We start from the raw sequence: 26589 nt of genomic DNA on the forward strand, positions 1-26589 counted from the left end.
AAACCTTGGCTGTTGAAGCATCATAGAGAGAAGTGACTACACGTTGAGAGCGGCCGCTCCGGTGACTAGAGTCGGAGCCGTCTCATCGCTCTCAAGATGAGCTCGCCGATCTAGGAGATCGGCTGCGCCTAAGAGGCCGGCATCGGCACCAAGACGAGCCAGCGCTAGGGAGGGCTTGAGAGCGGAAGGAAACCGCGTAAGAGCCGCCTCCAGACGAGGCACGAAACCTGTCGCGAGGCCGACGCCGCCACCGATCACGATGATCTGGGGATCAAGAAGGGCCTGCAGGCCCGGGAGAGCCAGAGCGAGATGTTCCACGGCTGCGTCCACGATGCGCTCGGCCCAGGTCTCGCCTGCGGCCATGGCGGCGAAAATCGCTTTGGCGTCGGCATCCTGGCCAGCCGTGCGGGCCGCGGCCGCCATAGCGAAGCCGGATGCTAGATCTTCCAGACGGTGATGGCGGTTTCCGGGAGACGGCACTGGAATCTGGCCCACGTGGCCAGCAAGACCACCGGCTCCGCGCAGGAGCTGCCCACCGACAACCGCCCCTCCGCCGATTCCGCTGGAGATGGTCAGGAAGAGAAGATCGCGTCCTTGGCCAGCACCGAAGCAATACTCTCCCCAGGCAGCGGCCTGAGCATCATTCAGTGCCAGGACGGGTTGACCGAATTGTTCGGCCAGGCGTGACACGATCGGGAAGTCTTCCGGCACAGGCAGGGTCGCCGGATTGACGGCAGTCCAGCGGCCGTCCCGGACCAAGCCCGTCACCGCAGCGGCGACACCACGATATTGGCCACGCCAGTCACGTGCAGCGTGGGCGGCGGCGCTGAGCCACATCTCCGCTCCGTCGGCTGGCCGTGTCGGAACCTGCCGCCGCTCAATGATCTGGTCGCCTCGCACAAGCGCGACCGCCGTCTTTGTTCCACCAATATCGATTGCGAGCACTGGTTTCTGCGGCGTCGCTTCCGCCGCAATCGCGTCCACGAACCACTGTGTGATGTGCTCCGGGCGCGTGATGGCAGAACCGACAACGACCGCAATCGCTCCGGCTCGTATGGCGGCGGCGGCGAGACGGGGCTCGTTGTATCGACCTTCGGCGAGGACCGGCTTGCCGAGCCCAAAGGCTTCCCGCACCAACCTGATATCAGGCGTTCGCGGCGGTGGACCCACGTCGGTGTAGCCGGACATGGTGGTGCCGATGATGTCTGCGCCGAGTGCGCTTGCCTTCCTTGCCTCGTCCACATTCGCAATGTCGGCCATTGCAATGCAGCCCCGAGCATGGATCGTCTCGATCAATGTCCCGATCGCTACAGGTCTTGGTCTGTCCGTGGCGTCAATGGCGACAATCACCGCGCCTGCTTCGGCAAGGGCGATGACGTCCTCAACCCAAGGCGTGATGCGGACCGGCGTTTCCGCGAGGTCGCGTTTGACAAGGCCAATGATCGGAATCGAGCAGGCAGCGGCGACCGCGGCAACGTTGGCCGCGCCCTCTATCCGAAGCGCGCTGGCGCCCGCATTCTGGGCGGCCAGTGCAAAGCGCGTAACAGATTCGGGACCGTCGAACGGCCCGCCGGGAACAGGCTGGCACGAGACAACCAGTCCGCCTCTCAAGGATTCGGTAAGCGCTGTGGCCGCAGGCTGAGATGTCATGACTGTTCCGGACCTTTGTGGCATGGCCGAGCGGGGCGTTAAACCCGCGCAGTGGCAGTAACCGAGACCTCGCGCCGGCTACGGCTGGCCTCATGTGCCGCCTCGATGCAGGCAACCACATGGCGTCCGTAGGAACCGGTAACCGGGGAGGGCGTATCGTTAATGATGCTGGCGGCGAGGGCCCGCCACTCACGCGCCACGGCTGCGCCCATCCAGTTCGGCTCGATGGAGCCCAGAACGGGTGTCCAGACGCCACCTTTGCCCGTGGAGACGCCGTGATCGAAGTCGATCCGGATCGTCCCCTTCTCACAGACGAGATCCATGGCGAACGTGACCGCTCCATCGCGATAGCCGACGCTGGCGACTTGGCCGATCCGGCCGTCAGCAAAGCGCAGGCCGATCAGGGCCGCGTCATCGGCCTCCTGCTCGTGGAAGTAGTTACCAGCCATCGCCGTGACCCCGGCCACCGGCTGACCCATGAGCCAGATCAGCCGATCGAGTGCGTGAATGCCCGCTGTCATCAGCATCCCGCCCCCTGAAGCATGATTGAGATGCCAGGGTCGCCGGTTGCTCTCCATCCAGAGCTTGATCATCCAGCTCGACCCCAAAACCGGAGCACCGAGCACGCCCGAGTCGATAATCTCCCTGGCCCTGAGACAGGGCAGGGCGAAGTGCATCACGTGCCCGATCATAAGCTTGACCCGGGTTGCCTCTGCAGTCGCGAGCATAGCGTCGCAAGCCGCCAGGCTGGGCGCCATCGGTTTCTCAAGCAGGATATGCTTGCCGGCCCGGGCGGCCGCGATGGTGATTTCTTCGTGGAGGTGGTGCGGCGTGGCGATGAGAACGGCATCGACCATCGGATCGTCCAATAAAGCGCGCCAGTCGCTGTAACTCTTGCCCCCATGCTCAGCCGCGAAGGCAGCCGCTGCGTCCACATTCTCCCGGCAGGATGCGACGAGCCTGACCTCGTCAACGTCGGTCATGGCTCGAGCATGAACCGCTCCGAAGTGGCCGGCCCCGATAATACCTACGCCGATCATGCCTTTGCCTTCTCATATGCGGCATCGATGACCTTCATCGCTGCCAGGTAATCTTCGAGGCCGATAGTCGGGCGCTCACCCGAGCGAAGCCGGTCGAACGTGTCGGCCATGAACAAGCGGTAGCGCGTGCTTGGATGTTCGGGGGCGAGCACGCGGACGTCCCCGTCATCCAGGGTCGCGCACTGTGCCGTCTCGCCTCGGTCAATGATGTAAGCATTGCCCGTGGCGATCCGCCACTCGAAGTCCCCCCCTGGAGCCATGGAGGCGAAGGTGTAGCCTGCCTCGACCGTGAAGAGCGTTCCAGCATCGTCACACAGGACGACATGGGCGTGGTCTTCGACCGGCTGGTCATGGATGCGATTGGCGACCGAGGACGCAACGATGCGTAAGGCTCCTTCCGCAAGCGAAAGGGCCGCATCGATGCCGTGAATGCCGAGATTGCGCAGCGCTCCGCCGCCTCCAATCGTCGGGTCGAGCATCCACTCGACCCCATCCTCGCGGTAACGCAGAGGAGGGCCGTTGACGATCCGAAAATGGCAGTGGGCAATCTTGCCGAGACGCCCTTCCGCCTCAAGCGCTACCATTGCGCCGAAAGCGGGGCCGAAGCGATTGGGAAGAGGCACAGCAACGAAAATGTCTCGTTCCTGGGCAGCCTTCAGGATCTCCATCAAGCCGCGAGTCGTGGGGGCGGCGGGCTTTTCGAGAACTATCGGAATGCCGGCGGATACCGCCTTCAAGACAAGGCCTGGAACGTCCTCGGGCGAACCCATGACGACGGCCAAGTTGGGCGTCGTCGAGAATGCCTCTTCGATATGAGCACAGGCGGGGACATCGTGGGACCGGGCAAAAACGGCTGCGCTTCTCGGGTCGCAATCCCAAACGGCTGAGATCTCACCGCCTGAGGCTCTCACCGCATCCAGATGCATCGCAGCGTGCCAGTGACTCACACCCAAGAGACAAACCCTCATGTCCCATACCTGTCCAGCTGTCCACTTGATGGATATCCTACAAGCTGATATGTAGCAAGCCAGATAATGAAATTCGCCTGGATCGGGCTGCGGCCTCATAGAGGAGTGAAGAATGTCCGGCTTGAAAGGCATAAAGCCCTTGACCAAGCCTCCCTCACTGCACGTGACAGTGCAGGAGAGCTTGCGCGGCTATATCGAGGACAATCAGCTCAAAGCCGGAGACGCGCTGCCGCCTGAGTCCTTCCTCGCTCAGCAGCTCGGCGTCAGCCGCAACTCTGTTCGAGAAGCGATCAAGGCGCTCGAGTCGGTAGGGATTCTGGAGACCCGCCGCGGCATTGGCGTCTTCGTAAAGGAATTTTCGTTCCAGCCGCTTCTGGACAATCTCGCCTATGGGCTCGGTGACGCCTTGCGGGATGTCGAAGAGCTTCGCGAGCTGCGGCGCGTTCTCGAGACCGGGCTCATTCACAAGACCGTAGAGATGATCAGCGAGGAAGATCTCGCTGCTTTGCGTCAAGTCACGGAGCGCATGCGGCAGCGAGCCGAGCGCGCCGAGAGCTTCGCTGAGGAAGACGAGCAATTCCACCGGCTGCTGTTTCGCTGCCAGAACAACCGAATGCTCACCGGCCTGATCGAGGTCTTCTGGAGAGCCTTCTACAAGGCATCCAACTTCGCCAATCTGGCCAATTCCGACCCGCTCTCCACGTGGCGCGACCACCATGAGATCGTTGAGGCGGTTGCGGCGCGCGATGTCGAACGAGCCCGAGAGAGGCTCGACAAGCACTACGAGGGCATTCTCGAAGTAATCGCCAATAACAGAAAGTCGACCGAAGGTTAGAGGGAGGAAATGATGCAACTGAAAGCTTTGACACGAACCATCTCCGTCGCGGCGTTTCTCGGAGCAACGGCTCTGACGACTGCGGCGGCGGCCCAGGAGCAGAAGACCATCACCGGCGGCTTTGACGTCGGTCCAGGCGGCTTCCAAGGCAACTTCAACCCGCTGGCGGCGACGGGCGGATTCACTTGGCTCAACGTCTACTTCGAGCCTTTGGTCAACTATAATGCTGATCTGACAGCGATCGACGGTGCTCTCGCCACCGAATATTCGGTCAACGCTGACAAAACCGAGTACACCTTCAAACTCGCCAAGGAGACTTGGCACGACGGCAAGCCCTTCACGTCCAAGGATGTGAAGTTTACGGTCGACCTTGCCAAGAACGGCGAGACCGGAACAGTCTTTGCCGCCCGTCTCAATGCGGTCTCCTCCGTTGAGACGCCCGATGAACGTACCGCAATCATCAAGCTCTCGCGTCCGGACGCCGGCTTCCTGGCGACGCTGACAAAGCTCATGATCCTTCCGGAGCATGCGCTTGCCGGCACAACGCCGAAGGAGCTGGCGACCAGCACGTGGTGGGCGACCAAGCCGGTTGGAACCGGACCCTTCAAGTTCAAGCAATATGTGACCGACCAGTACGTCGAACTGGTGGCCGACGACGACTACCGCCTCGGTCGCCCGAAGGTGGACCGCGTGATCAACCGCTATTTCAAGAACACGGCCGCGGCCGTGGCGGCGCTGCGCGCGGGCGAAATCCAGTTCACCTATGTCGAGCCCGACGACGTTGCAGTCTTCAAGGACAACAAAGATTTCCACGTCATCGAGGGGCAATCCTTCGTCGTCAACTATCTCGGCTTCAACCAACAGGTCCCGCTCTGGAAGGACGTCCGCGTGCGGCAAGCCGTGATGCACGCCATAGACCGCCAAGCCATCATCGACAGCCTCTATGGCGGAGCCGCGACCGCTGCCAACTGCGGCTATGTCGCCAAACAGCTTGTCCCGGAAGGCCTGAACCCTTACCAGTACGACCCGGCCAAGGCCAAGGCCCTCCTGGCGGAAGCGGGCTGGGACAAGATCAATGGCAACAAGCCAGTCACTTGGCTCACCTATTACAACACACCCCAGGCTGCCAACGTCATGGCGGCCGTTCAGGCGATGCTCGCGCAGGTCGGTATCAACGTGGTGCCACGCGTGGTCGACACGCCGACCTACAACGGCATCATTTACGCCGGCAACCCAGATTTCAGCCAGTTCCCGCTGGTCTATGCCGGCCTGCAGAACGGCCCTGATCCGTTGGGCATCAACATCGGCCTGAACGCGGCCCAGAAGCCCCCAGCGGGGGCAAACTTCTTGCGCATTGACATGCCGGAGTTGACCAAGGCGCTGGATGCTGCGTTGGCCGAGACGAACCCGCAGCAGCTCGATGCGCGCTACCAGGATGTGTGCAAGGCGATGAACGCGAATCTGCCGTGGGCGACCATGTGGGTGGCCAACCGTTACGGCGTCGCCTCGACAAAGCTCAAGGACTTCGTCTGGGTGCCGGCTCCAGCTGGCGGACCCTACAGCGCGCACCCGGAGAAATGGTCGATCGAGAAGTAAGTTCATCTGTCGGAGCATCGGGAAGGCGGCCTGCTCAGGCTTTAGCTGCCTTCCCGAAACTACAAGGGCATTCTCATGCTGCCATATATCCTGAGGCGACTTGCCACCGGCCTGTTGATGCTCGTCGCCCTAAGCATGCTCGTCTTCATCCTTCTGCGTCTAGCGCCGGGTGATCCGATCGACGCCTATGTGAATCCCAATGTTGCCATGTCCCAAGCGGAGATGGATGCTCTAAGAACACGTCTCGGGCTGGATCAGCCCTTACCCATTCAGTATCTCGCATGGCTGCAGGCTGCCGCCACCGGTGATCTCGGCTACTCGATCCAGCGCAATGGCGTGAGGGTTCTGCCCCTCGTCCTTGAACGGATAGGCCCCACCATCCTGCTGATGGCAGCCGGGCTTGCTATCGCAATCGTGACCGGCATTGCAGCAGGCATCCTCAGCGCTGTCAGGCGCAATTCCCCGACGGACATCGGCTTTTCCGTCGTCGCCTTCATTGGCATTTCCAGCCCGGCCTTCCTGACGGCAATCCTCGGACTTTATCTGTTCTCAGTGGTTCTTCACTGGGCACCGTCCGGTGGGATGCTGACACCTGGCGCTCCATTCTCGGTCAGTGACCTCCTGTCTCACCTCATCTTGCCCGCGTGCCTCCTGTCAATCGGCCACGCTGCGCTGATCATGCGCTACATGCGCGCGTCACTCCTTGAGGTCTTGAACCAGGATTATGTCCGCACCGCGCGGGCAAAGGGCGTCAAGGAGTTCTGGGTAATCATGAAGCATGCGGTTCGTAACGCGCTCCTGCCGGTCGTGACTCTCATCGGGTCAACCATCGGCATCGCCGTAGGCGGCGCGATCTTCATCGAGAGCGTGTTCAACTGGCCCGGCATGGGCCTGCTGTTGATCAATGCCGTCGACACCCGTGACTACCCGGTCATCATGGGAGCCACGCTCATCATCGGAGCCTGCGTCATCGTGGTCAATCTCCTGACCGACATTGCTTATGCCGCAGTCGATCCCCGCATCCAGGTGGCCTGACAATGAGCGCTGCAGTTGCTGTCCCTGGATCCAGCCAAGGGCCGACGGCCCGGGCCCTCGGTCGTTTTGTCACCAACCGGCTCGCGTTGGCGGGACTTGTCGTCCTCGCTGCCATTCTCATTGCGATCCTGACCTATCCACTCTGGTGGACGTATACGCCCAACCAGATTGACCTGCGGGCCCTCAATAAGGGTCCCAGCGCCAGCCACTGGTTTGGAACCGATGGTGTCGGGCGCGACGTCTTCGCGCGTCTGATGCAGGGTGGCCGTATCTCGCTCCTCGTCGCCGTCACATCGGTCGCGGTTTCGCTCGTGATCGGCTTCCTTGTGGGTGCCGTGTCGGCCTTCAGCGGCGGCTTAGCAGACGGGGCCATCATGCGTCTCGTTGATCTCGCCATGACGCTCCCGCCGGTGATCCTGCTGCTTGTGCTCGCATCTATCGTGGGGACGGGCATCGTGCCTACAATCGCCGTGATCTCGCTGCTCTCCTGGCCCGTGCTGTCCCGCATGGTCCGCGCCCGCCTTCTCGAGCTGCGTGAGCGTGACTTCGTTGTCGCCGCACGTGGCATGGGCGCCGGGATGGGTCACCTGCTGTTCCGACACGGGCTCCCAAACTGCATCGACATCCTAGTCGTCTACGCAACCCTGCAGATCGCCAATGCCATCCTGCTCGAGGCTGGCCTCTCCTTCCTCGGACTCGGGATTGCTCCCCCGGAGGCCAGTTGGGGCAACATGCTGAACGCAGCGCGCTCAACCAGCGTGCTCGAGCAGTATGTCTGGCAATGGATGTTTCCCGGCGCAGCGCTCGTCATCACGGTGCTGGCGATCAACTTCGTTGGCGACGGCCTGCGCGACGCCTTCGATCCCCGTTCCGATCTTCAATAACCAAGCTACAAAGGTTCACTATGACCAATCTCCGCGGCGTCGTTCCTCCCGTTGTCACTCCTCTGACCGAGAACTTTGAGGTCGACTATCCCTCCTATACCAAGGTTCTGGAACATCTCATTGCAGGCGGCGTGCATGGCCTCTTCGTGCTCGGCTCGACGAGTGAGGTGATCTTCCACGATGAGGCAACCCGGCGCCAGATCCTCGAACACACCGTGAAGGTGGTGAACGGACGCCTGCCGGTTTTGGCCGGTGTTATCGATCCGACGACCGACCGGGTCATCGGCCACGCCAGAGCGGCGCAGTCGATCGGGGTCGACGCCGTGGTGGTGACGGCTCCCTTCTATACCCGCACGAGCCAGCCGGAGGTCGCTGACCATTTCCGCTACGTGCGTGAAGCGATTGATCTACCCGTCATCGCCTACGACATTCCGGTCTGTGTTCACACCAAGCTGGACCGCAAGACAACGGTGACCCTAGCCCGCGAGGGCACCATTGCCGGGCTCAAGGACTCGAGTGGCGACGACGGCAACTTCCGGTTCTGCCTGCTAGATCTCATGGACAAGCCCGACGTCTTCCTCATGACGGGTTCTGAGATCGTCGTCGACAATGCCCTCCAGATGGGAGCGCATGGTGTGGTCCCGGGCCTCGCGAATGTGGACCCGCACGGCTATGTGCGGCTGTGGAACCACGCTCAGGTGGGGAATTGGGAAGCAGCGCGCAAGGAGCAGGAGCGCCTGTGCCGCCTTTTTGAGATGGTCTGGGTCTCGCTCCCCCGCACCAGTGCAGGTTCAGCAGGGGTCGGCGCTTTCAAGACGGCGATGCGCGCCCTCGGGGTCATTGCCACTAACACGATGGCCCGGCCTCAGCGCTCCCTCAATGCCGAGGAAGCCGCACAGGTGGAAGAAATCGTCCGTGCCGCTGGACTCGCGAGCTGAAGCCATGCATGTCGCCCCGATCCTGGATATCTCTGGCCTCAAGACGGTGTTTCGCATTGGCGGCCGTCCGGTCGCCGCCGTACAGGATCTGAATCTGACGATTGCGCCAGGCGAAACCCTGGCGCTCGTCGGCGAGTCTGGATCGGGCAAGTCCGTCACCAGCCTGTCGGTCATGGGGCTTCTCCCCAGAGGCGTGGGGCAGGTGGCCGAGGGCACAATCCTGTTTCGTGGCAAGACGGGGCTGACGCAGGACCTCACAAAACTCGATGCCGAGGGTCTGCGGCAGATCCGAGGCAATGACATCGCCATGGTCTTCCAGGAGCCCATGACGAGCCTCAACCCGGTCTATACAATCGGCGAGCAGATCGCCGAGCCCATGCGCATCCATCTCGGTCGCAGCCACAAGGATGCGGCGGCTGCCGCGATCAAACTCCTGGCCGATGTCGGCATCCCCGATCCCGAGCGGCGTGCCAGACAGTATCCGCACGAACTCTCAGGCGGCATGCGCCAGCGTGCCACCATCGCGATGGCGCTTGCCTGTGATCCGGTCCTTCTGATTGCCGATGAGCCGACCACCGCGCTCGACGTGACGATCCAAGCCCAGATCCTCGACCTCCTGCAGAAGCTGCAGGCGGAGCGGGGCATGGGGATCCTGTTCGTCACCCATAACTTGGGCGTGGTGGCGGAGATCGCTGACCGGGTGGCGGTGATGTATGCCGGCCGGATCGTCGAGACGGGCACCGTTGCCGAGGTATTTGCACATCCACGCCATCCCTACACAATAGGGCTGATGCGGTCGATCCCGAAGCTGGGAGAAGCGACCGCATTGAAGCGGCAAGGCACCCCGCTACCGACGATTGCAGGCTCGGTACCGAGCCTCATCCAGCTTCCGAACGGCTGCTCGTTCGCCCCACGCTGCCCCTATGCCATCGACGCATGCTGGGCGGACGTTCCACCCTTGTATGATACAGGCACTGGTCAAAGGAGCCGCTGCATCAGATGGCAGGAGGTCTAAACATGCAGGAGCCGCTGCTCTCGGTCAGGGGCCTGACCAAGCATTTCAAGCCAACAGGCTTTTCCCGCGGATCCATCGTTCGCGCGATCGAGAACGTCTCCTTTGATGTACCACGCGGAAAGGTCGTCGGCCTCGTAGGCGAGTCAGGCAGCGGAAAAACCACAATCGGGCGGTCTGTACTGCGCTTGATCGAGCCAACGTCCGGCGAGGTGCGCTTCAATGGGATCGACATTACGAAGCTCTCTGCGGCCCAGCTGCGCCGCCAACGCAAGAGCATGCAGTACATTTTCCAGGATCCATTCGCGAGCCTGTCGCCGCGCATGACCATCGGGCAAATCCTGACGGAAGGTCTCGAAATCCAGCATGTAGGGGCGCGCCAAGAGCGAATGCAACGCGCGAAGGCCGCTCTCGCTGCAGTCGACCTACCGGCCGACGCCTTCGGCCGCTATGCGCATGAATTCTCAGGCGGGCAGCGCCAGCGCATCGGGATCGCGCGAGCCTTGGCACTCGGACCCCAGCTGATCGTGGCCGACGAACCTGTTTCGGCGCTCGACGTCTCGATCCAGGCTCAGATCGTCAATCTGCTGCGTGATCTGCAGATCCGCCTCGGATTGACGATGCTGTTCATCTCGCACGACCTGGCGGTCGTCGAATACATCTGTGATACGGTCATCGTTCTCTACCTGGGGCGCATCATGGAGATTGCGCCGAGCGAGAAGCTCTATGCTGATCCGCGTCATCCCTATACACGGGCTCTGCTCTCGGCGATCCCGTCGCCAGATCCCACCAAGGCCCGTACGCGGCAGATTCTGACTGGGGATATCCCCAGCCCCGCCAATCCGCCCTCCGGGTGTGTGTTCCGCACCCGTTGTCCGCACGCTGCTGAGCAATGTGCGGCGGTGGTGCCTCCACTCGAAGAAGTCTCCCCTGGTCACTTCAAGGCCTGCATCCGACGCGACGTCAGCGGGTGACGGATTGTTGCGTCAGGTCACGTGGTTCATGGAGGAAATAAAGACAATCCCGAGCTGCGATCCCGCGGCCGTCCCGAGTGCAAGCAGGACTTTTGCAGAGCAGACCCTGCTATTTCAAGAGTTTCTTCGGGAGAAGACAGTTCACCAGACTTTCACCACAGAAAAACCAGGAGGGAGGCCCATGACATCGAAAGCTCTCACAAGATCGCTGGCCGGCAGCGCCGTTGCCATCGGTCTTTCCGTAAACGTCGCGACGGCAGGATCTGATTGGCCAGATCTTCCGGTCGGAGTGAAGAACGGGATCTCCGCTCAGATCGGCGATACAATTTATGTAGGTCTAGGCTCAGCTGGAACAGCCTTCTACTCGCTCGATCTTAAGGATCGTGCAAAGGGTTGGGTCACGCGGTCTGCCTTCCCAGGGCCTGCCACGAATGGCGCAGCAGTCGCGACCTCGAACGGGCAGATCTTCATCTTCAGCGGCAATGGCAAACCAACCCCGGATGCCAAGTCTCCGATCATCTTCGATACCGTCTACAGATATGACCCAGCCGCTGACAAATGGGCCAGCGTTGATTCAAAGACTCCGGTGGGATTATCAGGTGCAAGGGCATTCAGCATCCCTGACGGCAGGATCGCCATTGTCGGAGGATACAACAAGGAGCACTTCGACAAATATTTGGCTGACGTGAGTTCTATCGATAAGGATGAGAATCCGCAGGAATACGGACGTCTGGTTAGCTCTTACATGAGTATGCAACCTAGGGCATATCGATGGAACAACAAATTGCTTGCGTTTGATCCCGTCGATGGTCGTTGGAGCGAACTTGGCGATAATCCGTTCCTGCCGAACTGTGATTCCGGCCTTGTGCGAACAGGTGAGGGCGCCTTCCTGATCATCAGTGGCGAGATCAAACCCGGGCTTCGCACCCCTAACACCAAAGCGATCAAGATCACCAGTGACAGTGTCGAATGGGAGCAAGGCCCAGATCTGCCCGCCCCCTCGCCAGAAGTCCTTCAGGAAGGGATAGCCGGCCCATATGCTGGCGCTGTTGGGACCGACGTGCTTGTGGCCGGCGGCGCGAACTTCGCAGGGGCTCGCGCCCGTGCTGAGGCCGGCCATTGGTTTGCTCATGACGGTCTTACCAAGTCTTGGCGCAAAGAAATTTACATCTGGAATGGTACAAAGTGGGCCCAGATAGGCCAACTTCCGGTTGGGCTCGCCTATGGCGCATCGTTCAGTACACCTGACGGCGTGTTGATCGTCGGTGGAGAAGATGAACGAGGTTCTGCTCGACCAGATGCGTTCCTGCTGAAGTGGGACGGAAAAGCTGTCACGATCGAAGATTAGACAGCGTTTGGTCCCTGACGGGCTGATGCCTGTATTGGATCGCTGCTTTTGCCGGGCCTTAGATCAGCGTTGAGATAAGGCCAGGTAAGGAAATTGGCATGATAATCTTAAAGAACGCTCCATATCGCGAACAGCCATCAATCATCGCGGATTCCTCAAGCTCCCGTGGCAGAGAAAGAAAGAAGCTACGCATCAGCCACATGACATATGGAACAAGGAAGGTGCTATAGGCCAGGATAAGCGTGATGTGCTTATCCGTCAGGCCTAGTTGCCGTGCCACCAGAAACATGGGTACCGCGAGGGCTATGGGCGGAACACCCCGCGACAGGAGAATGAGGACTCCAAAGGTTGCCGCTCCACGAAGCCGGATGCGGGCGAGCGCGTAGCCCGCCATCGTCCCGACCACGATCGACAGAAGGCCTGACCCTGCGGCTACGATGAGGGTATTAATCAGGCGCCGCTCAATGTCGGCTCGCCGGAAGTACTCCACATAAGTGGAGACGGTTGGCGTGAAGAAGAACTTCGGCGGACTGGTAAAGATATCAACCTGCTGCTTGAAGGAGGTCAGAACCATCCAAAAGACCGGGAACAGGAAGAGCAGGGTTACTGCAACCCCAGGGACGATCCGGATCCGGTGACCGAGTTGTCCAGACGGAAGAGATGAAGCGGACGTTGTGCGCGACGTGCATGATGTCGCTCCCGGAAACGCCGATATCCTCCAGCTCAGGGGCGGACTGGGCGCTCAGCTGTCGGGCCGTTTCACGAGCACGGAGCTTAGGGGACAGGCCGCCAAGCCCTTATCAAGGAACAATCGCCCAAGCCATACGTGGTCGAGAAGCCCACATCAGAGCCAGTTCAAACATTGATGCCCTAAGTCAACTTTGCGGCCGCAAGACCTCTTGCAACCTTTGCACACGTGTGCAAAATTATCCGTGCTTCACCCATTTGATGGGAAGCCCAGCGAACTGACCGCCCATCCGGCTAGACCGGATGAGAGCACCCGAATGTCGGACGCGATGGGGAAACGCTTTTTGGCCGACCTCCGGTCATGGGAAGGATGTAACGGAATGACGAGCCCGGCGGCACCAGCGCGATCTTCATCGAGCGGCTTCCCGGTAGGGGCATTTACCGTCCGCGGTCGAGACCAGTCCCAGCTGAGACGGAACACCTGGGGTCTTTCAGCTGGTTCGCTTCCCCTGGCTCGCACCCCTAAAGTCCGAGGATCACAATCTCCCATGACGAGTCCATTTAAGTTCAAGCGCCCGTCGATGAGCCTCATCGTGGATGAGCTGCCTCCCTTCGGAATCAAACTGTTCGTCGGAGGTGCCGCGGCCGCAGCGGACAAGTCCCTCCTCGAGCGCAACGATATCGCTATTGTGCTCAATTGCGCCGTCAACCTCGATATCAATTATGCCGCCGGGGTTGAAGCTTCTGACGTTGCCTCCCCGCACGGTCCTATCCGGAACTACAAGCTGGGCCTCATTGATGATGCGGGCAATCCAGACACGATGCTGCTCGCTGGTTACTACCTGCTCGACGGCGCCCTGCATCAGCAGCTGCCCGACCGCTACACTTACCCGCATCGTCGACGCGGTAATGTCCTGCTGCACTGCCGCGGCGGGCGGAGCAGGTCTGTGATCCTGGCCGCCTTATACATTCACATTCAGATGCCTGACCAATTCCCCACTCTCGACGCAGCGATCGACCATCTCCGAGTCGCCCGCGAGCTACACCCGAGCGAGTGGATGGAAACGCCAAAGCCGATGCTGATCGAGGCTGCCCGGCACGCGGCAACATGGGTCCGCCGGATCGAGCAGGAGAAGCATCCAGTGCCGAAGCTCGCGATTTCCCACAAATAAGCAGGAAATTCATTATGTTCGTCAAGTCCGCTGGCCAGGTTTTCGACCTAGCCTCCCACGCCGTACCCGGCGAGATTGGTCTCAGGCTGCCGGTCGCGTGCGCGGCAGCGCGTGAGGCAGGCTCCCTCGCGCGGCGCCGCTTCAATGGACGGCCAGGTCTCTCCAGCATCAATCTCAAGGGGCACCAGGACTATCTCTCAGCGGTCGATGCCGAGGTTGAAGCCCTGTTGCGTTTGAGGCTGCTCGAGAGCTTTCCCGAAGACTCATTCTTTGGCGAAGAGGGAGGCGGCTCCTTCGACAACAATGTTTGGGTCGTCGATCCCGTCGACGGGACAGCCAATTTCGTGCGTGGCATTTCGCAGTTCTGCATTTCGCTCGCCTATGTTCGAGGCGGTCAGACGCAAATCGGCATCATCTACGATCCAATGGCTGACGAGATGTTCGTCGCCGAGCGGGGCAGAGGGGCGACCCTCAACGGGGAGCTGATCCGGGTCAGCGGGCTGGAGGAAATCGGTTCGTCAACCATCGAAGCGGGATGGTCGAACCGGTTGCCGTTCAGCCAGTACGTGGACTTGATTGGCCGCCTGCTCGGCGATGGGGCGGGCATCCGCCGTGGCGGATCGGGCGCTCTAGCTCTGGCCTATGTATCGGCCGGGCGGCTGGACGGCTATTGCGAACTGCACATGAATTCGTGGGACGCACTGGCAGGATTGCTTCTTATCGAGGAGGCCGGCGGCTGGGTGAACGACTTCCTGGCCAATGACGGCCTACGCAACGGAAATGGCGTGCTCGGCTGCACGCCGGGACTTCGAGAGCGCTTAGTTCGCCTGACCGGCGTTGTCTCATCAAGCGGACCTCCACCAAGACTCTAAAACAACTTCAGTGACAGAAGAACAGAGCATGGTCTGAATAAGAAGTCACAGTCGTCATCCCTGTTGCACAGGTGTGCATCGCGTGGTTTAATACAAATGTCCTTGGTTTAGTTGGAGCTTCTGTTCAACCGCAGACGATCAAGACACTCATTCGAACGCAATCATCGCTGCCGGCTCGCGGCGATGAAGCAAAAGACCGGGACTGGATCGCGTGAGCGAACCGGACAAACCTGGCAGCTGCCCATCTGCAGAAATGTACAAGTCGCGGCCATCACGGGAGGAAGATGTGAGGCATCGCAATGCTATCGGGTCAAACGATCCGATTCCACGGTCGAGTGCAGCGCCAACCTGCTGGGCCGGGTGTCACCATTCCAGTAATGTCTCCCAAGACGGAAGCGAGGTCACGGGAGCACTGCAATCACTGGAGTTTGCCCTAAGCTCGATGGTAGCGCGACATGCGACCGCTTAATTCAACGGCAAGAGATGCCTCTTTTGTGAGTGGCAGAAAAACCCCGTCGCAGCCCACGGCCTACCAGCGTTTACGCTACAGGCTCAAAATCTCCCTGAGGGAGCCGACGACCGTCATCGGCATCCTGACTGCGTTGCTGTTCGCCTATCTGGTTGTCGTGCCGATCGGTTCCATGTTGACTGATGCTGTCCATGTACAGTTCGGTGACGAGAGACGGGTCGGCAGGCACTTCGGCGAGCTCACCCTCTATTATCTCAACAGAGTCTTTCTGGCTCCTATCTCGCCTACGCTGTTCTGGACTCCGTTGCTGAATACCCTTTCCGTGTCGCTCGGCGCAATCGTGCTCTCGTTCCTGGTCGGAACACCGCTGGCATGGCTTATCAGCCGAACCGACATGCTTGGGCGAAAGTGGTTCGCTACAGCGCTCATCGTCCCCTACATGTTGCCGGCGTGGACCTTCGCGCTCGCCTGGACCACCTTGTTCAAGAACCGCACGGTCGGCGGGCAGCCGGGATGGATCGAGGCACTGGGTTTCGCCCCACCCAATTGGCTGGCTTACGGGCAGTTTCCAATCACCGTTGTCCTCGCGCTGCACTATACGCCGTTTATCATCCTGCTGTTCGGCAGCGCCCTGCGGCGCTTTGACTCCCAGCTTGAGGACTCGGCCCGCATCCTCGGCGCCCGGCAATATCAGGTCGCGTGGCGGATCATCCTGCCGCTCATGCGGCCAGCGCTGCTCTCCGCCATGGTGCTCATCTTCGCAAAGTGCCTCGGCGAGTTCGGCGTACCTTACGTTCTCGGCCTGCCGGTAAAGTTCGAGGTGCTCTCGACGTCACTCTTCCGGAGCATTTCATCGCGGCAGAGCGGGGTCGCGGCGGTTCTCGCGGGAGCCATCATGTTGATCGGCATCATCACGCTGCTGATCGACGCCAAGCTCGTCAAGGAAGCTCGCCGGTTCGTCACTGTCGGCTCCAAGGGTACGATGAATCGCCTGACACACCTCGGCCGGCTCCGGGTCGTCGCGACGCTGTTTGCCGCAACCGTTTTCATACTGAGCGTCGGACTGCCGCTCCTGACCCTATTCCTCTCCACGATCATGGAAGTGCCAGGCCGCTTCGCGTTCGACAATTTTACCCTGGACTACTGGATTGGACGGGATCTGGACAGTGTCGCTCTTCGGACCGGGATCCTCCTGAGCTCGGATCTCTGGAGAGCCGCCTGGAATACGCTGTGGATCGTCGGCTTGGCCTCGATTGCGTCCGGGCTTCTTGGACTCCTTGTAGGATACGTGACGGTGCGCACATCGTTCCGGCCGCTTGCGACTTTCCTGCGTCAGGTCACATTCCTTCCCTACCTCGTTCCCGGCATCGCCTTCGCGACGGCGTATCTGTCGCTGTTCGCGGTACAGCGTGGTCCAATTCCTGCTCTGTACGGAACGTCCGCAATCCTCATGCTGGCCCTTATGGCCGACCAGATGCCCTATGCATCTCGCGCCGGCGTCTCGGCCATGATGCAGCTTGGGAGGGATCCGGAGGAAGCCGCACAGGTCGCAGGCGCAGGATGGTTTAGGCGCATGCTAACGGTGGTCATTCCTATCCAGAAGGGATCGCTGGTCACCGGAATCCTGCTGCCTTTCATCTCGGGGATTAAGGGCCTCAGCCTCTTTGTGGTTCTCGCGGTGCCGAGCACCGACGTTCTGACGACCTTCTCAATGCGCCTTGTGGACTATCACTACACGCAGGCCGCAAACGCCGTGGTGCTGATTGTCGCGGGCATCGCCTATACGGGCACGCTCGCGGCGCAAAAACTGACCAGGACCAACCTCGCAGAAGGACTCGGAGGCTGATGCCGACAATTACCCTGCGCGACGCGCAAAAAAGCTATGGAAGCAACTCGGCGAACGCCGTCTCGAATCTCGATCTTGAGATCAGCGACGGGGCGTTCATGTGCCTGCTCGGGCCCTCGGGCTGCGGAAAGACGACGACCCTGCGCATGATTGCCGGTCTCGAAAACCTCTCAGACGGAGAGATTCGGATTGGCGATCGCATCGTGGACTCCGTCCGCCAGGGCGTCTTTGTACCGCCCGAGAAGCGGGAGATGGGGCTCGTCTTTCAGAGCTACGCGCTCTGGCCGCATCTGACCATTGAGCACAACACGGATTTCGGACTGCGCCTGCGCAAGGTGCCAAAGGCCGAGCGGGAGGCGCAGGTCGAGCGAGTGATGCGTGCCCTCGACATCGAGAAATACCGTCACCGGTATCCATCGCAATTATCTGGCGGACAGCAGCAGCGCGTGGCTCTCGCCCGGATGCTCGCCGTCAATCCCGGCATCCTGCTGCTCGACGAGCCCTTGTCGAACCTCGACGCAAGGCTGCGGCTGGAAATGCGAGCGGAGCTGAAGCGGATTCATCGAGAGTTCAACACCACAATTGTGTTCGTGACGCATGACCAGTGGGAAGCCATGACGCTTGCGACCAAGATCGCCGTGATGAACCAGGGCACGCTCCAGCAACTCGGCACGCCGAACGAGATTTACGACCGGCCTGCGAACCGCTTTGTGGCGGAGTTCGTCGGTGGTCCTCCGATCAACATCTTGAATATCGAAGACACAGACGGCTCCGGACTGGCCGGAGCGGCCCGCCGGTATCTGGCCCGGTGGCACTCGGGCCCAGAGAGCATCGGTTCCATCGGGATCCGGCCCGAAGCACTCCGCCTAGCCTCGTCACCGGACGAGGTGCCCGAGGGAAGCTTCAGCGGCCTTGTCGATGTGACCGGAATCCTACCGACCGGCGGCAGCTGGATCCTCGAACTTGCCGGGGAGGGCGATCCACTTTTCATGACGATGCACGAGGCGCCGGAGGTCGATGTGGGAACGAAGGTGCATTTCTGGACGAAGCCAGGTGCCTTGCATGTCTTCGACACCAAGGGACAACGCGTGGCCGCCTTCGACAGCAACGTCCGCCGCCGCTTTCCGACGCAATAGGAACTGAGGCGTCAGACCACTGGTGCGGTGCGAGCGAGGATGGCTCTGCACCGCATCATCCCAGCAAAAGCGAACGACAAAAGGGAGAGAAACGATGATGAAGTTCCATTCCGAGGTCGAGTGCCGGAGGCAAACGAGCGCGGCATTTCCCACTGCTGGTCTCGCGGCGCTTCTGCTGCTGGCGTCGATCCCTACGGCGGTTGCCCAGGACACCGGCCTCGAGGCGCTCATCGCAGCGGCCAAGAAAGAAAGTCCGATCAACGTCTACGATAGCACCGGGAAGATCGTCGAGATCGCCACGGGGTTCAGCAAGAAATATGGTCTGAAGGCCACTGGCATGAAAGTCTCGGCCAATAGTCAGCTTGAGATGATCGTCCGGGAAGGGCGAGCCGGCAATGTCCAGGGCGACGTGGTCCTGATCACCGACACGCCCGCCGCTCTTGCGCAGTTGATGCCGCAGGGCTTCGTGGAGAGCTGGGTGCCACCGGAGATGGCGAATAAGATCCCTGCTCAGTTCCAGAAGCCGCTCGCCATTTCGACGAACGCCAATGTGTGGGCCTACAACACGGAAGTTTACGACAAGTGTCCGGTCACGAACCTTTGGGAGATGACAGAACCCAAGTGGAAGGGGAAGGTCGCGTTCATCGATCCGCTCACCAAGGGCAGCTACACGGACTGGTTCAACCAGATGGCCCAACATGGGGATGCCGAGGTGGCGGCCGCCTATAAGGCGTATTTTGGCAAGGATTTGACGACTAAGGAGGCGAGCGCCACCGCGGCGTGGCTCAAGGCTTTTGCGGCAAACGCGCCGCTCGTCACGGATGGGGACGATCCCATTTCCGAGGCCATCGGTGCGCCCGGACAGAAGGCCCCGTTCTTCGGCCTCGTGAGTTCGGCCAAGTTCCGGGATAATGTCGACAAGGGATATAAGCTTGGTCTGTGCACAGACCTCAAGCCCTGGGTCGGCTGGACCTACACCAAGCTCGGACTGATCGCACAGAAGACCAAGAGCCCCAATGCCGCAAAGCTGTTCATTCACTATCTCCTCACACCCGAGGGAATTGCCCCGCAGATGCAGGACGGCAAGATGCCGACCAATACCGACATCAAACTCCCGGAGGACGAACCGTCCAGGGTCGGCGATGTCGCGGATCGGCTCTTCCAATACGATGCATCCACTGGCCTTAGCGATTGGGATAGCCGTCAGGACTGGCAGGACTTTTGGCAGGTAAACTACAAAAAGTAAGTCGTTCAGCGCCGGTGAGGGCGCGGCCGGACAGGCTCGTGGGCTCTCCGGCGGCTTCTTGTGCCGGGATCGGCGCTCCACTTTCCATCACGGTGTCCGTATGACAGTCTCAAGGGAATCGTCCCGCCTCCTCAGTGTCGCCCAGCGGGCCGCGCTGGAAGTCCGCGATCCGTTGCGTGAAGCTTTCCGCTCGACCATTGCGGTCGACTACAAGGTCGATCTTCATGACGTGGTGACAGAGCACGACAAGCGCTCGGAAGAAGCAATCACTGCATTCATCATGCGCGAAGTTCCGGATTCCGTCCTGCTCGGCGAGGAAGGTGGCAGCGTCGGTAGCGGCTCTATTCAATGGTATGTCGATCCAATCGACGGCACCTCCAATTTCGCACGCGGACTTGCCTTTTGGTGTGTATCCATTGCGGCCGTCGTCGAGGGTGAAATCGCGGCGGGCGTCGTCTACGATCCGATTTCCGACAACCTGTTCACGGCTGATCTTGACGGCGCTTATCTCAACGGTCGCCGCATCGTCTCGCAAGCGGTGCCACACGAGCAGCACGCGACACTCATCACCGGATACCCCATGACCCGCGACTTTCGCCTCGACGGGAAGCGGCAGTCTCTCGACGACATTGGCCTCCTGATCGAGACGTTCTCGACCGTCAGGCGCCCCGGCAGCGCGGCGCTCAGTATCGCTCATGTAGCGGCCGGATGGGTGGATGCGGCGGCAGGCTTCGGAGTCAATCCCTGGGACGTCACGGCTGCGATCCTGATCCTCCGACAGGCGCGCGGAACCTATCTCCCGCTCACGCTCGGAAAGGTTGATGAGGCCGCGAAGGATTATGCCTGCCCAGGTTATGTGGCTATTGGCGAGGGCGGGAACTACCCGACACTGACCGGCATCGCAAAAAGAATTTCGGAAAGGCGGCGGACACTTTCATCTGGCCCGCGCGTATCGGCCGCCAAGGCATGAAGGACCCGACCCTCCTGTGACGTTTATTTCAAGCCACACTGCGATGCCGCCGAAGATCGCGATCATCGCCGATCCGCATTTCCATGATACCACCTTCCAGCCCCCCGGCGTGCGGGAGGATTTCGCGTCGGTCCGCACCTTGGCGGACACGGTCGCATCGACGCGCGTGTTCAATGAGAGCGGCCATACCCTTCGCGCCGTACTCGACGATGTGGCGGCGCGACGTATTCGGCTTGTGGTCATTGTCGGAGACCTCCTGGATGACGGTCAGGTCTTCAACCGTACGGCAGGGATGTCTCTGCTGCGGGAATACACGAAACGCTATGGCATGCGGTTCTTCGCGACACCGGGCAACCACGACCTGTTCGGACTTGTCGGGCGGCATATGGGCAAACGCTTCCTCGATGCAGACGGAGCGCATGTCCTAGTCACGAGCGATAAGGACCACCCGTGTGAAGGCTCCGTCAGTCGCATCGTGGCGCAGGCAGCCTTCTGCGACGGCTATGCGTCTGCGCTTCCGGACATGGCGGAGCTCGGTTACTTCCGGCACGAAGCTGACATATTGTGGGAAAGTCCCTTCGGTACCTCAGACGCTCTCGAGACCAGACATTATGCGGTGCGCTCCGTTGACGGTCTGACCGAGACGCGCATGATCGATGCCTCCTATCTGGTTGAGCCTAGCGAGGGATTATGGATCCTTTCCCTGGACGCGAATGTCTATAAACCGCTCGATGATGAGAGAGCGGACTTTGTTGATAGAAGCGAGGCCGGCTGGAACGCAGTGCTGGAGGACAAGCCCTTCCTGCTATCCTGGGTGAGAGATGTAGCGCTCCGCGCCAAGACCCTGAACAAGCGCCTCCTGGTCTTCTCGCATTATCCCGTTATCGGCCCTCTGAACGCCACGCTTGAGGACGAAGTCCGGCTGTTTGGTGAAACAACGTTTTCCCGTAGAATGCCGGCTCCAGCCGTAGCTGAGGCCGTCCAGGACGCTGGGATCAGGGTACATTTCAGTGGCCATTGGCACGTCAACGATACGGCAGTTTCCCGCAGCGACCAAGCCTTTCTGATCAATGTCGCGGTGCCTTCACTAACAGCCTTCCCGGCGGCCTATAAGATCGCTGCGTTCGAACGCGAGGAAATGTCCATCACGACAATCCCCTTGCGCGACGCGCCTGGTTTTGATGCGGCCTTCCGAGCCTATGCGATCGAGTCCGCCCACACGGGCATGGATGTGGGGGATATCCTCCGAGCACCCACATATCCAGATTTCCTGAACAGTCACTTGGCCCACCTGGTTCGTCGCCGCTACCTGCCGCGGGAATGGCGAGAGGATTTCGCCTCTGCTGTATCTCACTTCACGATCAGGGACCTCTTCCGGCTTGCGGAGACGGAAGGCGATTTACCAGTGGCGCACCTGGCGACTGCGTCGCGTGGGTCGCCCAGGCCGATTGGGGACGCTGTCGTGATGTCTTCTTTAGAGCCTGAGCCTGGAGACATTCATTCTCTCCCGTTTTTCGAGTTGGTGGTCGACTGGTATCGCCTGCGCAAGGGAAAAGAACTGGCACTCGAACATATCCCGAGGGAGAGGCTTGCGGTCTACAGAGCACTGGTGTCGCGCTACGCGGCCCGGTCATGGGAGAGCGGGAGCCTTCAATCCGACCTGGCTGCTTTCATGAGCATGCTCGGACAGTATCTTGCGAGCCCGCCTTCCAAGGATTTCGCGATTGATCTCACGACAGGCGAAATCAGGGATGCTAAGCCTTCCTACTTCGGCCGAACAGACTTGCGCCAGACCGGAAGAGGCTGAAAGCGAACTGGCTCGCCATCTTCCAGCAAGGTGGGCGTTTCATCAAGATGCTGGACGATGTGGTCGGCGATCTGATCAATCGGCTGCCGGAATGTCGTGAGGTCGTAGGAGGCCCACCCAGCCTGCTCGATATCATCGAACCCAACGACACAGAAGTCTTCCGGAATGGATAGCCCGAATTCGTGCCGTGCGACGTCCATGAACCCGAAAGCTAAGAGGTCTGTGACGCAGAATGCCCCATCGGGGGCGTCGGAACGGCTAAGCAGAAGCCTCGCAGCCTCAGAGCCCGAGGTATAAGCGGTAGGCCCATATTGCAGTATCGTGATGTCGACGCCTGCCTCTGCGGCGGCAATCTGGAAGTTCTTCGCGCGGTTCACGATGCTGGGTGTCCCCACCTGCGAGGAGACGACGGCGATCCTCTGACATCCGGCTCGTCGGAGCATATGAAAGGCTTCCCTTGCGGGACCGGCGCTATCAACCACAATGTTCGCCGACCCACTGAGGTGATCGTCACGGTTGATTAGTATAACATTCTGGCCATTGTTGATGCAGGTGTGGATGAGGGAGGCGCTCGGAGCTCCCGAGAAGACGACAGTCGCATCGGCTCTGTAATTGAGGGATTTGTGTAGCGCACCCGCAACGCTGTCGCTTTCCCCGGAGGTATTGACGACCATGGCGACTTTGTTGATCTCCTGCAGCCGCCTGGTCATCGTCTCGAGCATCCGAGCTTGGAACGGGGTGTTGAGATCGGCAGAGATAAGGCAGACAATATCACTACGTTCATGGATAAGACCGCGGGCCAAGTGGTTGACGTGGTAGCCGAGCGTCTCCGCTGCCTGTATGACCTTCTTCCGTGTGGTCTCCGATACGCTGGCGCCCGCCGTGAAGGTGCGGGAAACTGCTGAGCGCGAAACACCTGCAAGCTCCGCCACACGTTGGGCGTTCACGAAAGTCTTATTCGGCTTGATGTCGGACACTGCCATACCTGTTGACGGTTATAAGGTGGGACGAATCGAACCGGTAGACCCAAAAGGTGAGAGACGTCGTCTGCTCTCTAAAATAGGCCCGGCGGCCGGCATGGCGCAATCAAGCCCCCACTCTCATTAGCAAGTATCGCCAAAGCGCGTTCCGATCTACGAAGCGGTCTCATTCTTCCAATGGGGACTAGGTGGCACACCACTTACAGTGGACCTGCCCCTCAAACTGGTCCATTAGGAGGAGAACTTTTCGGGACACTTGTGGACCTGCCCCGAACGCTGGACCACGGCCGAGCGGGCTTCCCGGCCTCACTGTGGACCTTAGACGAGCCTAAGTCCTGGTGAAGCAAGGCCATCGGTGGCTAAGCATTTCAACCTTCTCGCCGGCTGGGTCCGGACAAGAACCCGACGATCGTCGGGCCCCTGCTGCAAAATTGCGACGCAACCGCTGGGAGGGACCACGTTCGGTACGATTGCATTCAGTTCGGGTTAGCGACGGTTCGCCTGTCAAAAAGAAGGGCGCTCCTCCCAGCAGGAGCGCCCTCCATTTCCAACTAACCTGGAGGGTGAGCCCCTCCGACCGACCTAAGACTGCCGTTCCCCGTCATATGGCGTAGATTGCTTGCCTTAGGCTGCCTTCACGCCCTGAAGGAACTGGCCGACCTCGTCGCCAAGGCTATTGGAGTGACGAGCCAGTTCCTGGGCCGCGCTCAGCACCTGAGACGCGGCAGCCCCGGTCTCACCGGCACCCCGGCGCACGTCGCCGATGTTGCCGGTCACATGCTCGGTGCCGCGGGCCGCTTCGTGCACGTTGCGAGCGATCTCGCCCGTTGCAGCGCCTTGTTCCTCCATGGCTGCGGCGATCGTGACCGAGATCTGCGACATTTCTCCGATCGTCTGCGTGATGGTATGGATAGCCTGTACCGCCTCTCGGGTGGCCTGCTGCACCGATGCGATCTGCGTCGAGATCTCATCCGTGGCCTTTGCCGTCTGGTTGGCCAGTTCCTTGACCTCGGAGGCAACGACCGCAAAGCCCTTGCCCGCCTCACCAGCGCGAGCCGCCTCGATGGTGGCGTTGAGCGCGAGCAGGTTGGTCTGTCCAGCCACCGAATTGATCAGGGCGATGACGTTGCCGATCCGCTCCGCCGTGGAAGCCAGCTGCTGCACGATGGCGTCGGTGCGCTGGGCATCATGCACCGCACGTTCCGCAATCCGCGAGGACTGGGATACCTGCGAGGCGATTTCCCTGATCGAGATCGACAACTCTTCCGTGGCGGCTGCCACCGTCTGCACGTTGGCAGAGGTTTGCTCGGCGGCCGAGGCCGCGCTGACCGTCTGGTTGTTGGTCTGATCGGCAATCGACGTCATGGTCTGCGCCGTGGCTTCCATTTCCGTCGCAGCCGAAGCCAACCCCTGTGTCATGGCAGAGACATTGCGCTCGAAGTCCTTGGTCAGCTGATCGAGCACTTGGGCGCGGCGCATCTTCGCTTCGTTCTCGGCCTCCTGCTCGGCAGCAAGGCGTCGGGCTTCAATGGCGTTATCCTTGAAGACCTGGAGCGACCGGGCGAGCGCGCCCACTTCGTCCTTGCGCTCTGTGCCGGTCACGGCGACCGACAGATCGCCGTTGGCGAGCTGGCCCATTGCAGCTGTCATGGCGCCAAGGGGGCGCGTGACCCCATAGATCACGATCGCGCCGATCAAACCCACGGCCGCAAGAATGCCAACCGCCGCGGCCTCGATGAGCTTCCACGATGTATCCGTTGCTAGCTCATCGGCGTCATCGGCGCCTTTGGCCAAGGCCTTCTTGCTGCTCTCCACACGCTGAGCGAGAAGGTCGCGAAGCTTAATACGAGCATCCCGCCCCTCACCGTTCGAGATCTTGAGGGCACCTTCGTCGTCGTTGAGCTTGCCACGCTCAACACTCTTATCCAGCAAGCCAAAGTAATTGACGATAGTGGCCTTCAGGTCAGTATCGAAGGTTTTCTGCTCCGACGTTTCTGCAAGAGCAATCAGCTCGTCTGCATGCGTTAGGGCGAGGCTCCTATAGGTATTGAAGGTCTTTTCGCCAGTCTTGATCATCTCCGGATCGCTGAAGAGGATCAGGTTCTTTTCCTGAGTCGTTGTCTCGTTGACCTCAGCGTTGATCTGCAGGACGAGCGTTTGGCGCGCCACCTCCTGTTCAACCAATTCCTGAGTGTCCTGAGCCATATCGCCGAGCCCGGCCCTTGCCAGGGCGACCAGCCCAACGGCCACTGCAACAAAGATAGTGACTGGAATGGCAAGCTTTGTGAGAAGCTTCAGATTATTGAGCGTACGCATTGTCTTTCGTTGGCCCGCCTGCATCGCCGCGGGAAGCACGCGCCATCTGACGCGCATAAATCGGGCGCGGCGAAGATGAGCCAAAGCGATGAAGGAGATCTTAAGCTTTAGAAGGGTTCGGAGAAGAAGACTTCCTATAAGTGGTTCTACCTATTAAGGTTCATCTGCGAACTATTTACCCAAAAATCGCCATGGGACGCTTCATTCCCGCGGTGGGAAAACCACCGCTTCTGGTTCACGGAGACACGAGCAAATCGGATTTGATGATCTCACGTTTGAGGTCCGCGATGAGCACGGTTCCACCGTCGCACATCTGGTCGTCAATAACGCGTGCATTTTCGCAGATACGTTGGTCTGCCGGAACCATGCATCCCGTCCGGGGTTAGATACGGCGATCAAAATAAGGGGTTCATCGCATGCGGAAGGCTGTCATCGCACTCGCTTCGCTATCGGCGCTCACACTTTTCCCGACTTTCGCCATGGCGCAGAACCGCACAGCGGTTGGGGTCGGGACTGGTGCAGTGGCGGGTGCTATTGTCGGCGGTCCTGTCGGGGCTGCCGTTGGCGGCGTAATCGGCGGTGTCATTGGTGCAAACTCGGGCCGCGGGCACTCTCGAGCATACCGGCATTATCGGAAGCCAGTTTATACCAGCTACAGGAATCGACATCGGCCAGTGCGTCAGCCCACCCGTACGGTTCCTCAGCGCAGACACGAATTCCATCCCCTGGGATAACCCTCACTGCCCAACATCTGTGCGAGATCGGATTGTTGGGGCACTGCATGATGGCACTCCGCCACCAAAGGCAG

The 26589-nt window shown here is 60.4% G+C and carries 22 protein-coding genes; 16 read left to right on the forward strand and 6 right to left on the reverse strand.

Annotated elements, in window-relative coordinates; translation table 11 throughout:
- Positions 1-36: 36 nt before the first annotated feature.
- The 3 genes from U0023_RS24835 to U0023_RS24845 are packed head-to-tail and all read right to left on the reverse strand — an operon-like array spanning position 37 to position 3601.
- Positions 37-1650: a putative N-acetylmannosamine-6-phosphate 2-epimerase gene (locus U0023_RS24835; RefSeq protein WP_009492111.1), complete on the reverse strand. Its 1614-nt coding sequence runs from the start codon at positions 1648-1650 to the stop codon at positions 37-39.
- Between the two features lie 38 nt (positions 1651-1688).
- Positions 1689-2690, reverse strand: a complete 1002-nt coding sequence (locus tag U0023_RS24840) for a Gfo/Idh/MocA family protein (protein WP_009492113.1) — start codon at positions 2688-2690, stop codon at positions 1689-1691.
- Positions 2687-3601, reverse strand: a complete 915-nt coding sequence (locus tag U0023_RS24845) for a Gfo/Idh/MocA family protein (RefSeq protein ID WP_245272947.1) — start codon at positions 3599-3601, stop codon at positions 2687-2689. Before U0023_RS24845 ends, U0023_RS24840 begins: the two co-directional genes overlap by 4 nt.
- Positions 3602-3770: 169 nt before the next feature.
- On the opposite strand from U0023_RS24845, the gene U0023_RS24850 reads away from it, so the two are divergent.
- The 8 genes from U0023_RS24850 to U0023_RS24885 all read left to right on the forward strand — a co-directional run bounded on the left by U0023_RS24850 (position 3771) and on the right by U0023_RS24885 (position 12280).
- Positions 3771-4493, forward strand: a complete 723-nt coding sequence (locus U0023_RS24850; RefSeq protein WP_009492117.1) for a FadR/GntR family transcriptional regulator — start codon at positions 3771-3773, stop codon at positions 4491-4493.
- A 12-nt stretch (positions 4494-4505) separates the two neighbouring features.
- Positions 4506-6089, forward strand: a complete 1584-nt coding sequence (locus U0023_RS24855; protein ID WP_009492119.1) for an ABC transporter substrate-binding protein — start codon at positions 4506-4508, stop codon at positions 6087-6089.
- Positions 6090-6164: 75 nt separating this feature from the next.
- Complete coding sequence (locus U0023_RS24860) at positions 6165-7124, forward strand: ABC transporter permease (protein ID WP_009492121.1); 960 nt, start codon at positions 6165-6167, stop codon at positions 7122-7124.
- 2 nt (positions 7125-7126) lie between these two features.
- Positions 7127-8008, forward strand: a complete 882-nt coding sequence (locus U0023_RS24865) for an ABC transporter permease (protein ID WP_009492123.1) — start codon at positions 7127-7129, stop codon at positions 8006-8008.
- Between the two features lie 20 nt (positions 8009-8028).
- Positions 8029-8946, forward strand: coding sequence for a dihydrodipicolinate synthase family protein (locus tag U0023_RS24870; RefSeq protein ID WP_009492125.1), 918 nt, complete (start codon positions 8029-8031; stop codon positions 8944-8946).
- Between the two features lie 4 nt (positions 8947-8950).
- Complete coding sequence (locus U0023_RS24875; protein ID WP_009492127.1) at positions 8951-9961, forward strand: ABC transporter ATP-binding protein; 1011 nt, start codon at positions 8951-8953, stop codon at positions 9959-9961.
- A 2-nt stretch (positions 9962-9963) separates the two neighbouring features.
- Positions 9964-10932, forward strand: coding sequence for an ABC transporter ATP-binding protein (locus U0023_RS24880; protein WP_009492128.1), 969 nt, complete (start codon positions 9964-9966; stop codon positions 10930-10932).
- Between the two features lie 181 nt (positions 10933-11113).
- The gene (locus U0023_RS24885) at positions 11114-12280 is read left to right on the forward strand and encodes an N-acetylneuraminate epimerase (RefSeq protein WP_009492129.1); all 1167 of its coding nucleotides are present in this window, start codon (positions 11114-11116) and stop codon (positions 12278-12280) included.
- A 58-nt stretch (positions 12281-12338) separates the two neighbouring features.
- On the opposite strand, the gene U0023_RS24890 is transcribed toward U0023_RS24885, so the two are convergent.
- Positions 12339-12854, reverse strand: a complete 516-nt coding sequence (locus tag U0023_RS24890; RefSeq protein ID WP_009492130.1) for a carbohydrate ABC transporter permease — start codon at positions 12852-12854, stop codon at positions 12339-12341.
- A gap of 694 nt (positions 12855-13548) precedes the next feature.
- Here U0023_RS24890 and U0023_RS24895 point away from each other — a divergent pair.
- From U0023_RS24895 to U0023_RS24925, 7 genes are all read left to right on the forward strand, one after another.
- Entirely contained in the window at positions 13549-14139 is a 591-nt protein-coding gene (locus tag U0023_RS24895) for a protein-tyrosine phosphatase family protein (RefSeq protein WP_407667437.1), read from the forward strand.
- On the forward strand, positions 14076-15011 hold the full coding sequence (locus U0023_RS24900; protein WP_245272948.1) for an inositol monophosphatase family protein: 936 nt from the start codon (positions 14076-14078) through the stop codon (positions 15009-15011). Before U0023_RS24895 ends, U0023_RS24900 begins: the two co-directional genes overlap by 64 nt.
- A gap of 455 nt (positions 15012-15466) precedes the next feature.
- Positions 15467-17326: an ABC transporter permease gene (locus tag U0023_RS24905; RefSeq protein WP_009492133.1), complete on the forward strand. Its 1860-nt coding sequence runs from the start codon at positions 15467-15469 to the stop codon at positions 17324-17326.
- Positions 17326-18462 (forward strand): ABC transporter ATP-binding protein, encoded by a 1137-nt coding sequence (locus tag U0023_RS24910; RefSeq protein WP_009492134.1) that lies wholly within the window; start codon positions 17326-17328, stop codon positions 18460-18462. The genes U0023_RS24905 and U0023_RS24910 overlap by 1 nt, the downstream gene beginning before the upstream one ends.
- Before the next feature lie 94 nt (positions 18463-18556).
- Positions 18557-19708 carry an ABC transporter substrate-binding protein gene (locus tag U0023_RS24915; protein WP_009492135.1) on the forward strand — a complete coding sequence of 384 codons (1152 nt, stop codon included), beginning with the start codon at positions 18557-18559 and terminating at the stop codon, positions 19706-19708.
- A 100-nt stretch (positions 19709-19808) separates the two neighbouring features.
- Positions 19809-20678, forward strand: a complete 870-nt coding sequence (locus U0023_RS24920) for an inositol monophosphatase family protein (protein ID WP_009492136.1) — start codon at positions 19809-19811, stop codon at positions 20676-20678.
- A 43-nt stretch (positions 20679-20721) separates the two neighbouring features.
- On the forward strand, positions 20722-22485 hold the full coding sequence (locus U0023_RS24925) for a metallophosphoesterase family protein (protein ID WP_009492137.1): 1764 nt from the start codon (positions 20722-20724) through the stop codon (positions 22483-22485).
- Here U0023_RS24925 and U0023_RS24930 read toward each other — a convergent pair.
- Both U0023_RS24930 and U0023_RS24935 read right to left on the reverse strand, forming a co-directional pair.
- On the reverse strand, positions 22443-23468 hold the full coding sequence (locus tag U0023_RS24930) for a LacI family DNA-binding transcriptional regulator (protein ID WP_009492138.1): 1026 nt from the start codon (positions 23466-23468) through the stop codon (positions 22443-22445). The genes U0023_RS24925 and U0023_RS24930 overlap by 43 nt on opposite strands.
- Positions 23469-24089: 621 nt before the next feature.
- A complete protein-coding gene (locus tag U0023_RS24935; RefSeq protein WP_040638571.1) occupies positions 24090-25781 on the reverse strand; it encodes a methyl-accepting chemotaxis protein in 1692 nt (563 codons plus the stop codon).
- Between the two features lie 479 nt (positions 25782-26260).
- On the opposite strand from U0023_RS24935, the gene U0023_RS35645 reads away from it, so the two are divergent.
- On the forward strand, positions 26261-26515 hold the full coding sequence (locus tag U0023_RS35645) for a hypothetical protein (RefSeq protein WP_407667443.1): 255 nt from the start codon (positions 26261-26263) through the stop codon (positions 26513-26515).
- Positions 26516-26589 lie beyond the last annotated feature (74 nt).

Source organism: Microvirga lotononidis (genome assembly GCF_034627025.1).
In the GTDB taxonomy this organism is placed as follows: Bacteria; Pseudomonadota; Alphaproteobacteria; order Rhizobiales; family Beijerinckiaceae; genus Microvirga; species Microvirga lotononidis.

Bases quoted from the DNA above. Each gene is read 5' to 3' on its own strand.
- U0023_RS24880 (WP_009492128.1), top strand. From the start codon at position 9,964: ATGCAGGAGCCGCTGCTCTCGGTCAGGGGCCTGACCAAGCATTTCAAG.
- U0023_RS24875 (WP_009492127.1), top strand. From the start codon at position 8,951: ATGCATGTCGCCCCGATCCTGGATATCTCTGGCCTCAAGACGGTGTTT.
- U0023_RS24920 (WP_009492136.1), top strand. From the start codon at position 19,809: ATGACAGTCTCAAGGGAATCGTCCCGCCTCCTCAGTGTCGCCCAGCGG.
- U0023_RS24930 (WP_009492138.1), bottom strand. From the start codon at position 23,468: ATGGCAGTGTCCGACATCAAGCCGAATAAGACTTTCGTGAACGCCCAA.
- U0023_RS24895 (WP_407667437.1), top strand. From the start codon at position 13,549: ATGAGCCTCATCGTGGATGAGCTGCCTCCCTTCGGAATCAAACTGTTC.
- U0023_RS24910 (WP_009492134.1), top strand. From the start codon at position 17,326: ATGCCGACAATTACCCTGCGCGACGCGCAAAAAAGCTATGGAAGCAAC.
- U0023_RS24860 (WP_009492121.1), top strand. From the start codon at position 6,165: ATGCTGCCATATATCCTGAGGCGACTTGCCACCGGCCTGTTGATGCTC.
- U0023_RS24885 (WP_009492129.1), top strand. From the start codon at position 11,114: ATGACATCGAAAGCTCTCACAAGATCGCTGGCCGGCAGCGCCGTTGCC.
- U0023_RS24855 (WP_009492119.1), top strand. From the start codon at position 4,506: ATGCAACTGAAAGCTTTGACACGAACCATCTCCGTCGCGGCGTTTCTC.
- U0023_RS24905 (WP_009492133.1), top strand. From the start codon at position 15,467: ATGCGACCGCTTAATTCAACGGCAAGAGATGCCTCTTTTGTGAGTGGC.
- U0023_RS24890 (WP_009492130.1), bottom strand. From the start codon at position 12,854: ATGGTTCTGACCTCCTTCAAGCAGCAGGTTGATATCTTTACCAGTCCG.
- U0023_RS24900 (WP_245272948.1), top strand. From the start codon at position 14,076: ATGGGTCCGCCGGATCGAGCAGGAGAAGCATCCAGTGCCGAAGCTCGC.
- U0023_RS24935 (WP_040638571.1), bottom strand. From the start codon at position 25,781: ATGCGTACGCTCAATAATCTGAAGCTTCTCACAAAGCTTGCCATTCCA.
- U0023_RS24915 (WP_009492135.1), top strand. From the start codon at position 18,557: ATGATGAAGTTCCATTCCGAGGTCGAGTGCCGGAGGCAAACGAGCGCG.
- U0023_RS24835 (WP_009492111.1), bottom strand. From the start codon at position 1,650: ATGACATCTCAGCCTGCGGCCACAGCGCTTACCGAATCCTTGAGAGGC.
- U0023_RS24925 (WP_009492137.1), top strand. From the start codon at position 20,722: ATGCCGCCGAAGATCGCGATCATCGCCGATCCGCATTTCCATGATACC.
- U0023_RS24840 (WP_009492113.1), bottom strand. From the start codon at position 2,690: ATGATCGGCGTAGGTATTATCGGGGCCGGCCACTTCGGAGCGGTTCAT.
- U0023_RS24865 (WP_009492123.1), top strand. From the start codon at position 7,127: ATGAGCGCTGCAGTTGCTGTCCCTGGATCCAGCCAAGGGCCGACGGCC.
- U0023_RS24870 (WP_009492125.1), top strand. From the start codon at position 8,029: ATGACCAATCTCCGCGGCGTCGTTCCTCCCGTTGTCACTCCTCTGACC.
- U0023_RS35645 (WP_407667443.1), top strand. From the start codon at position 26,261: ATGGCGCAGAACCGCACAGCGGTTGGGGTCGGGACTGGTGCAGTGGCG.
- U0023_RS24850 (WP_009492117.1), top strand. From the start codon at position 3,771: ATGTCCGGCTTGAAAGGCATAAAGCCCTTGACCAAGCCTCCCTCACTG.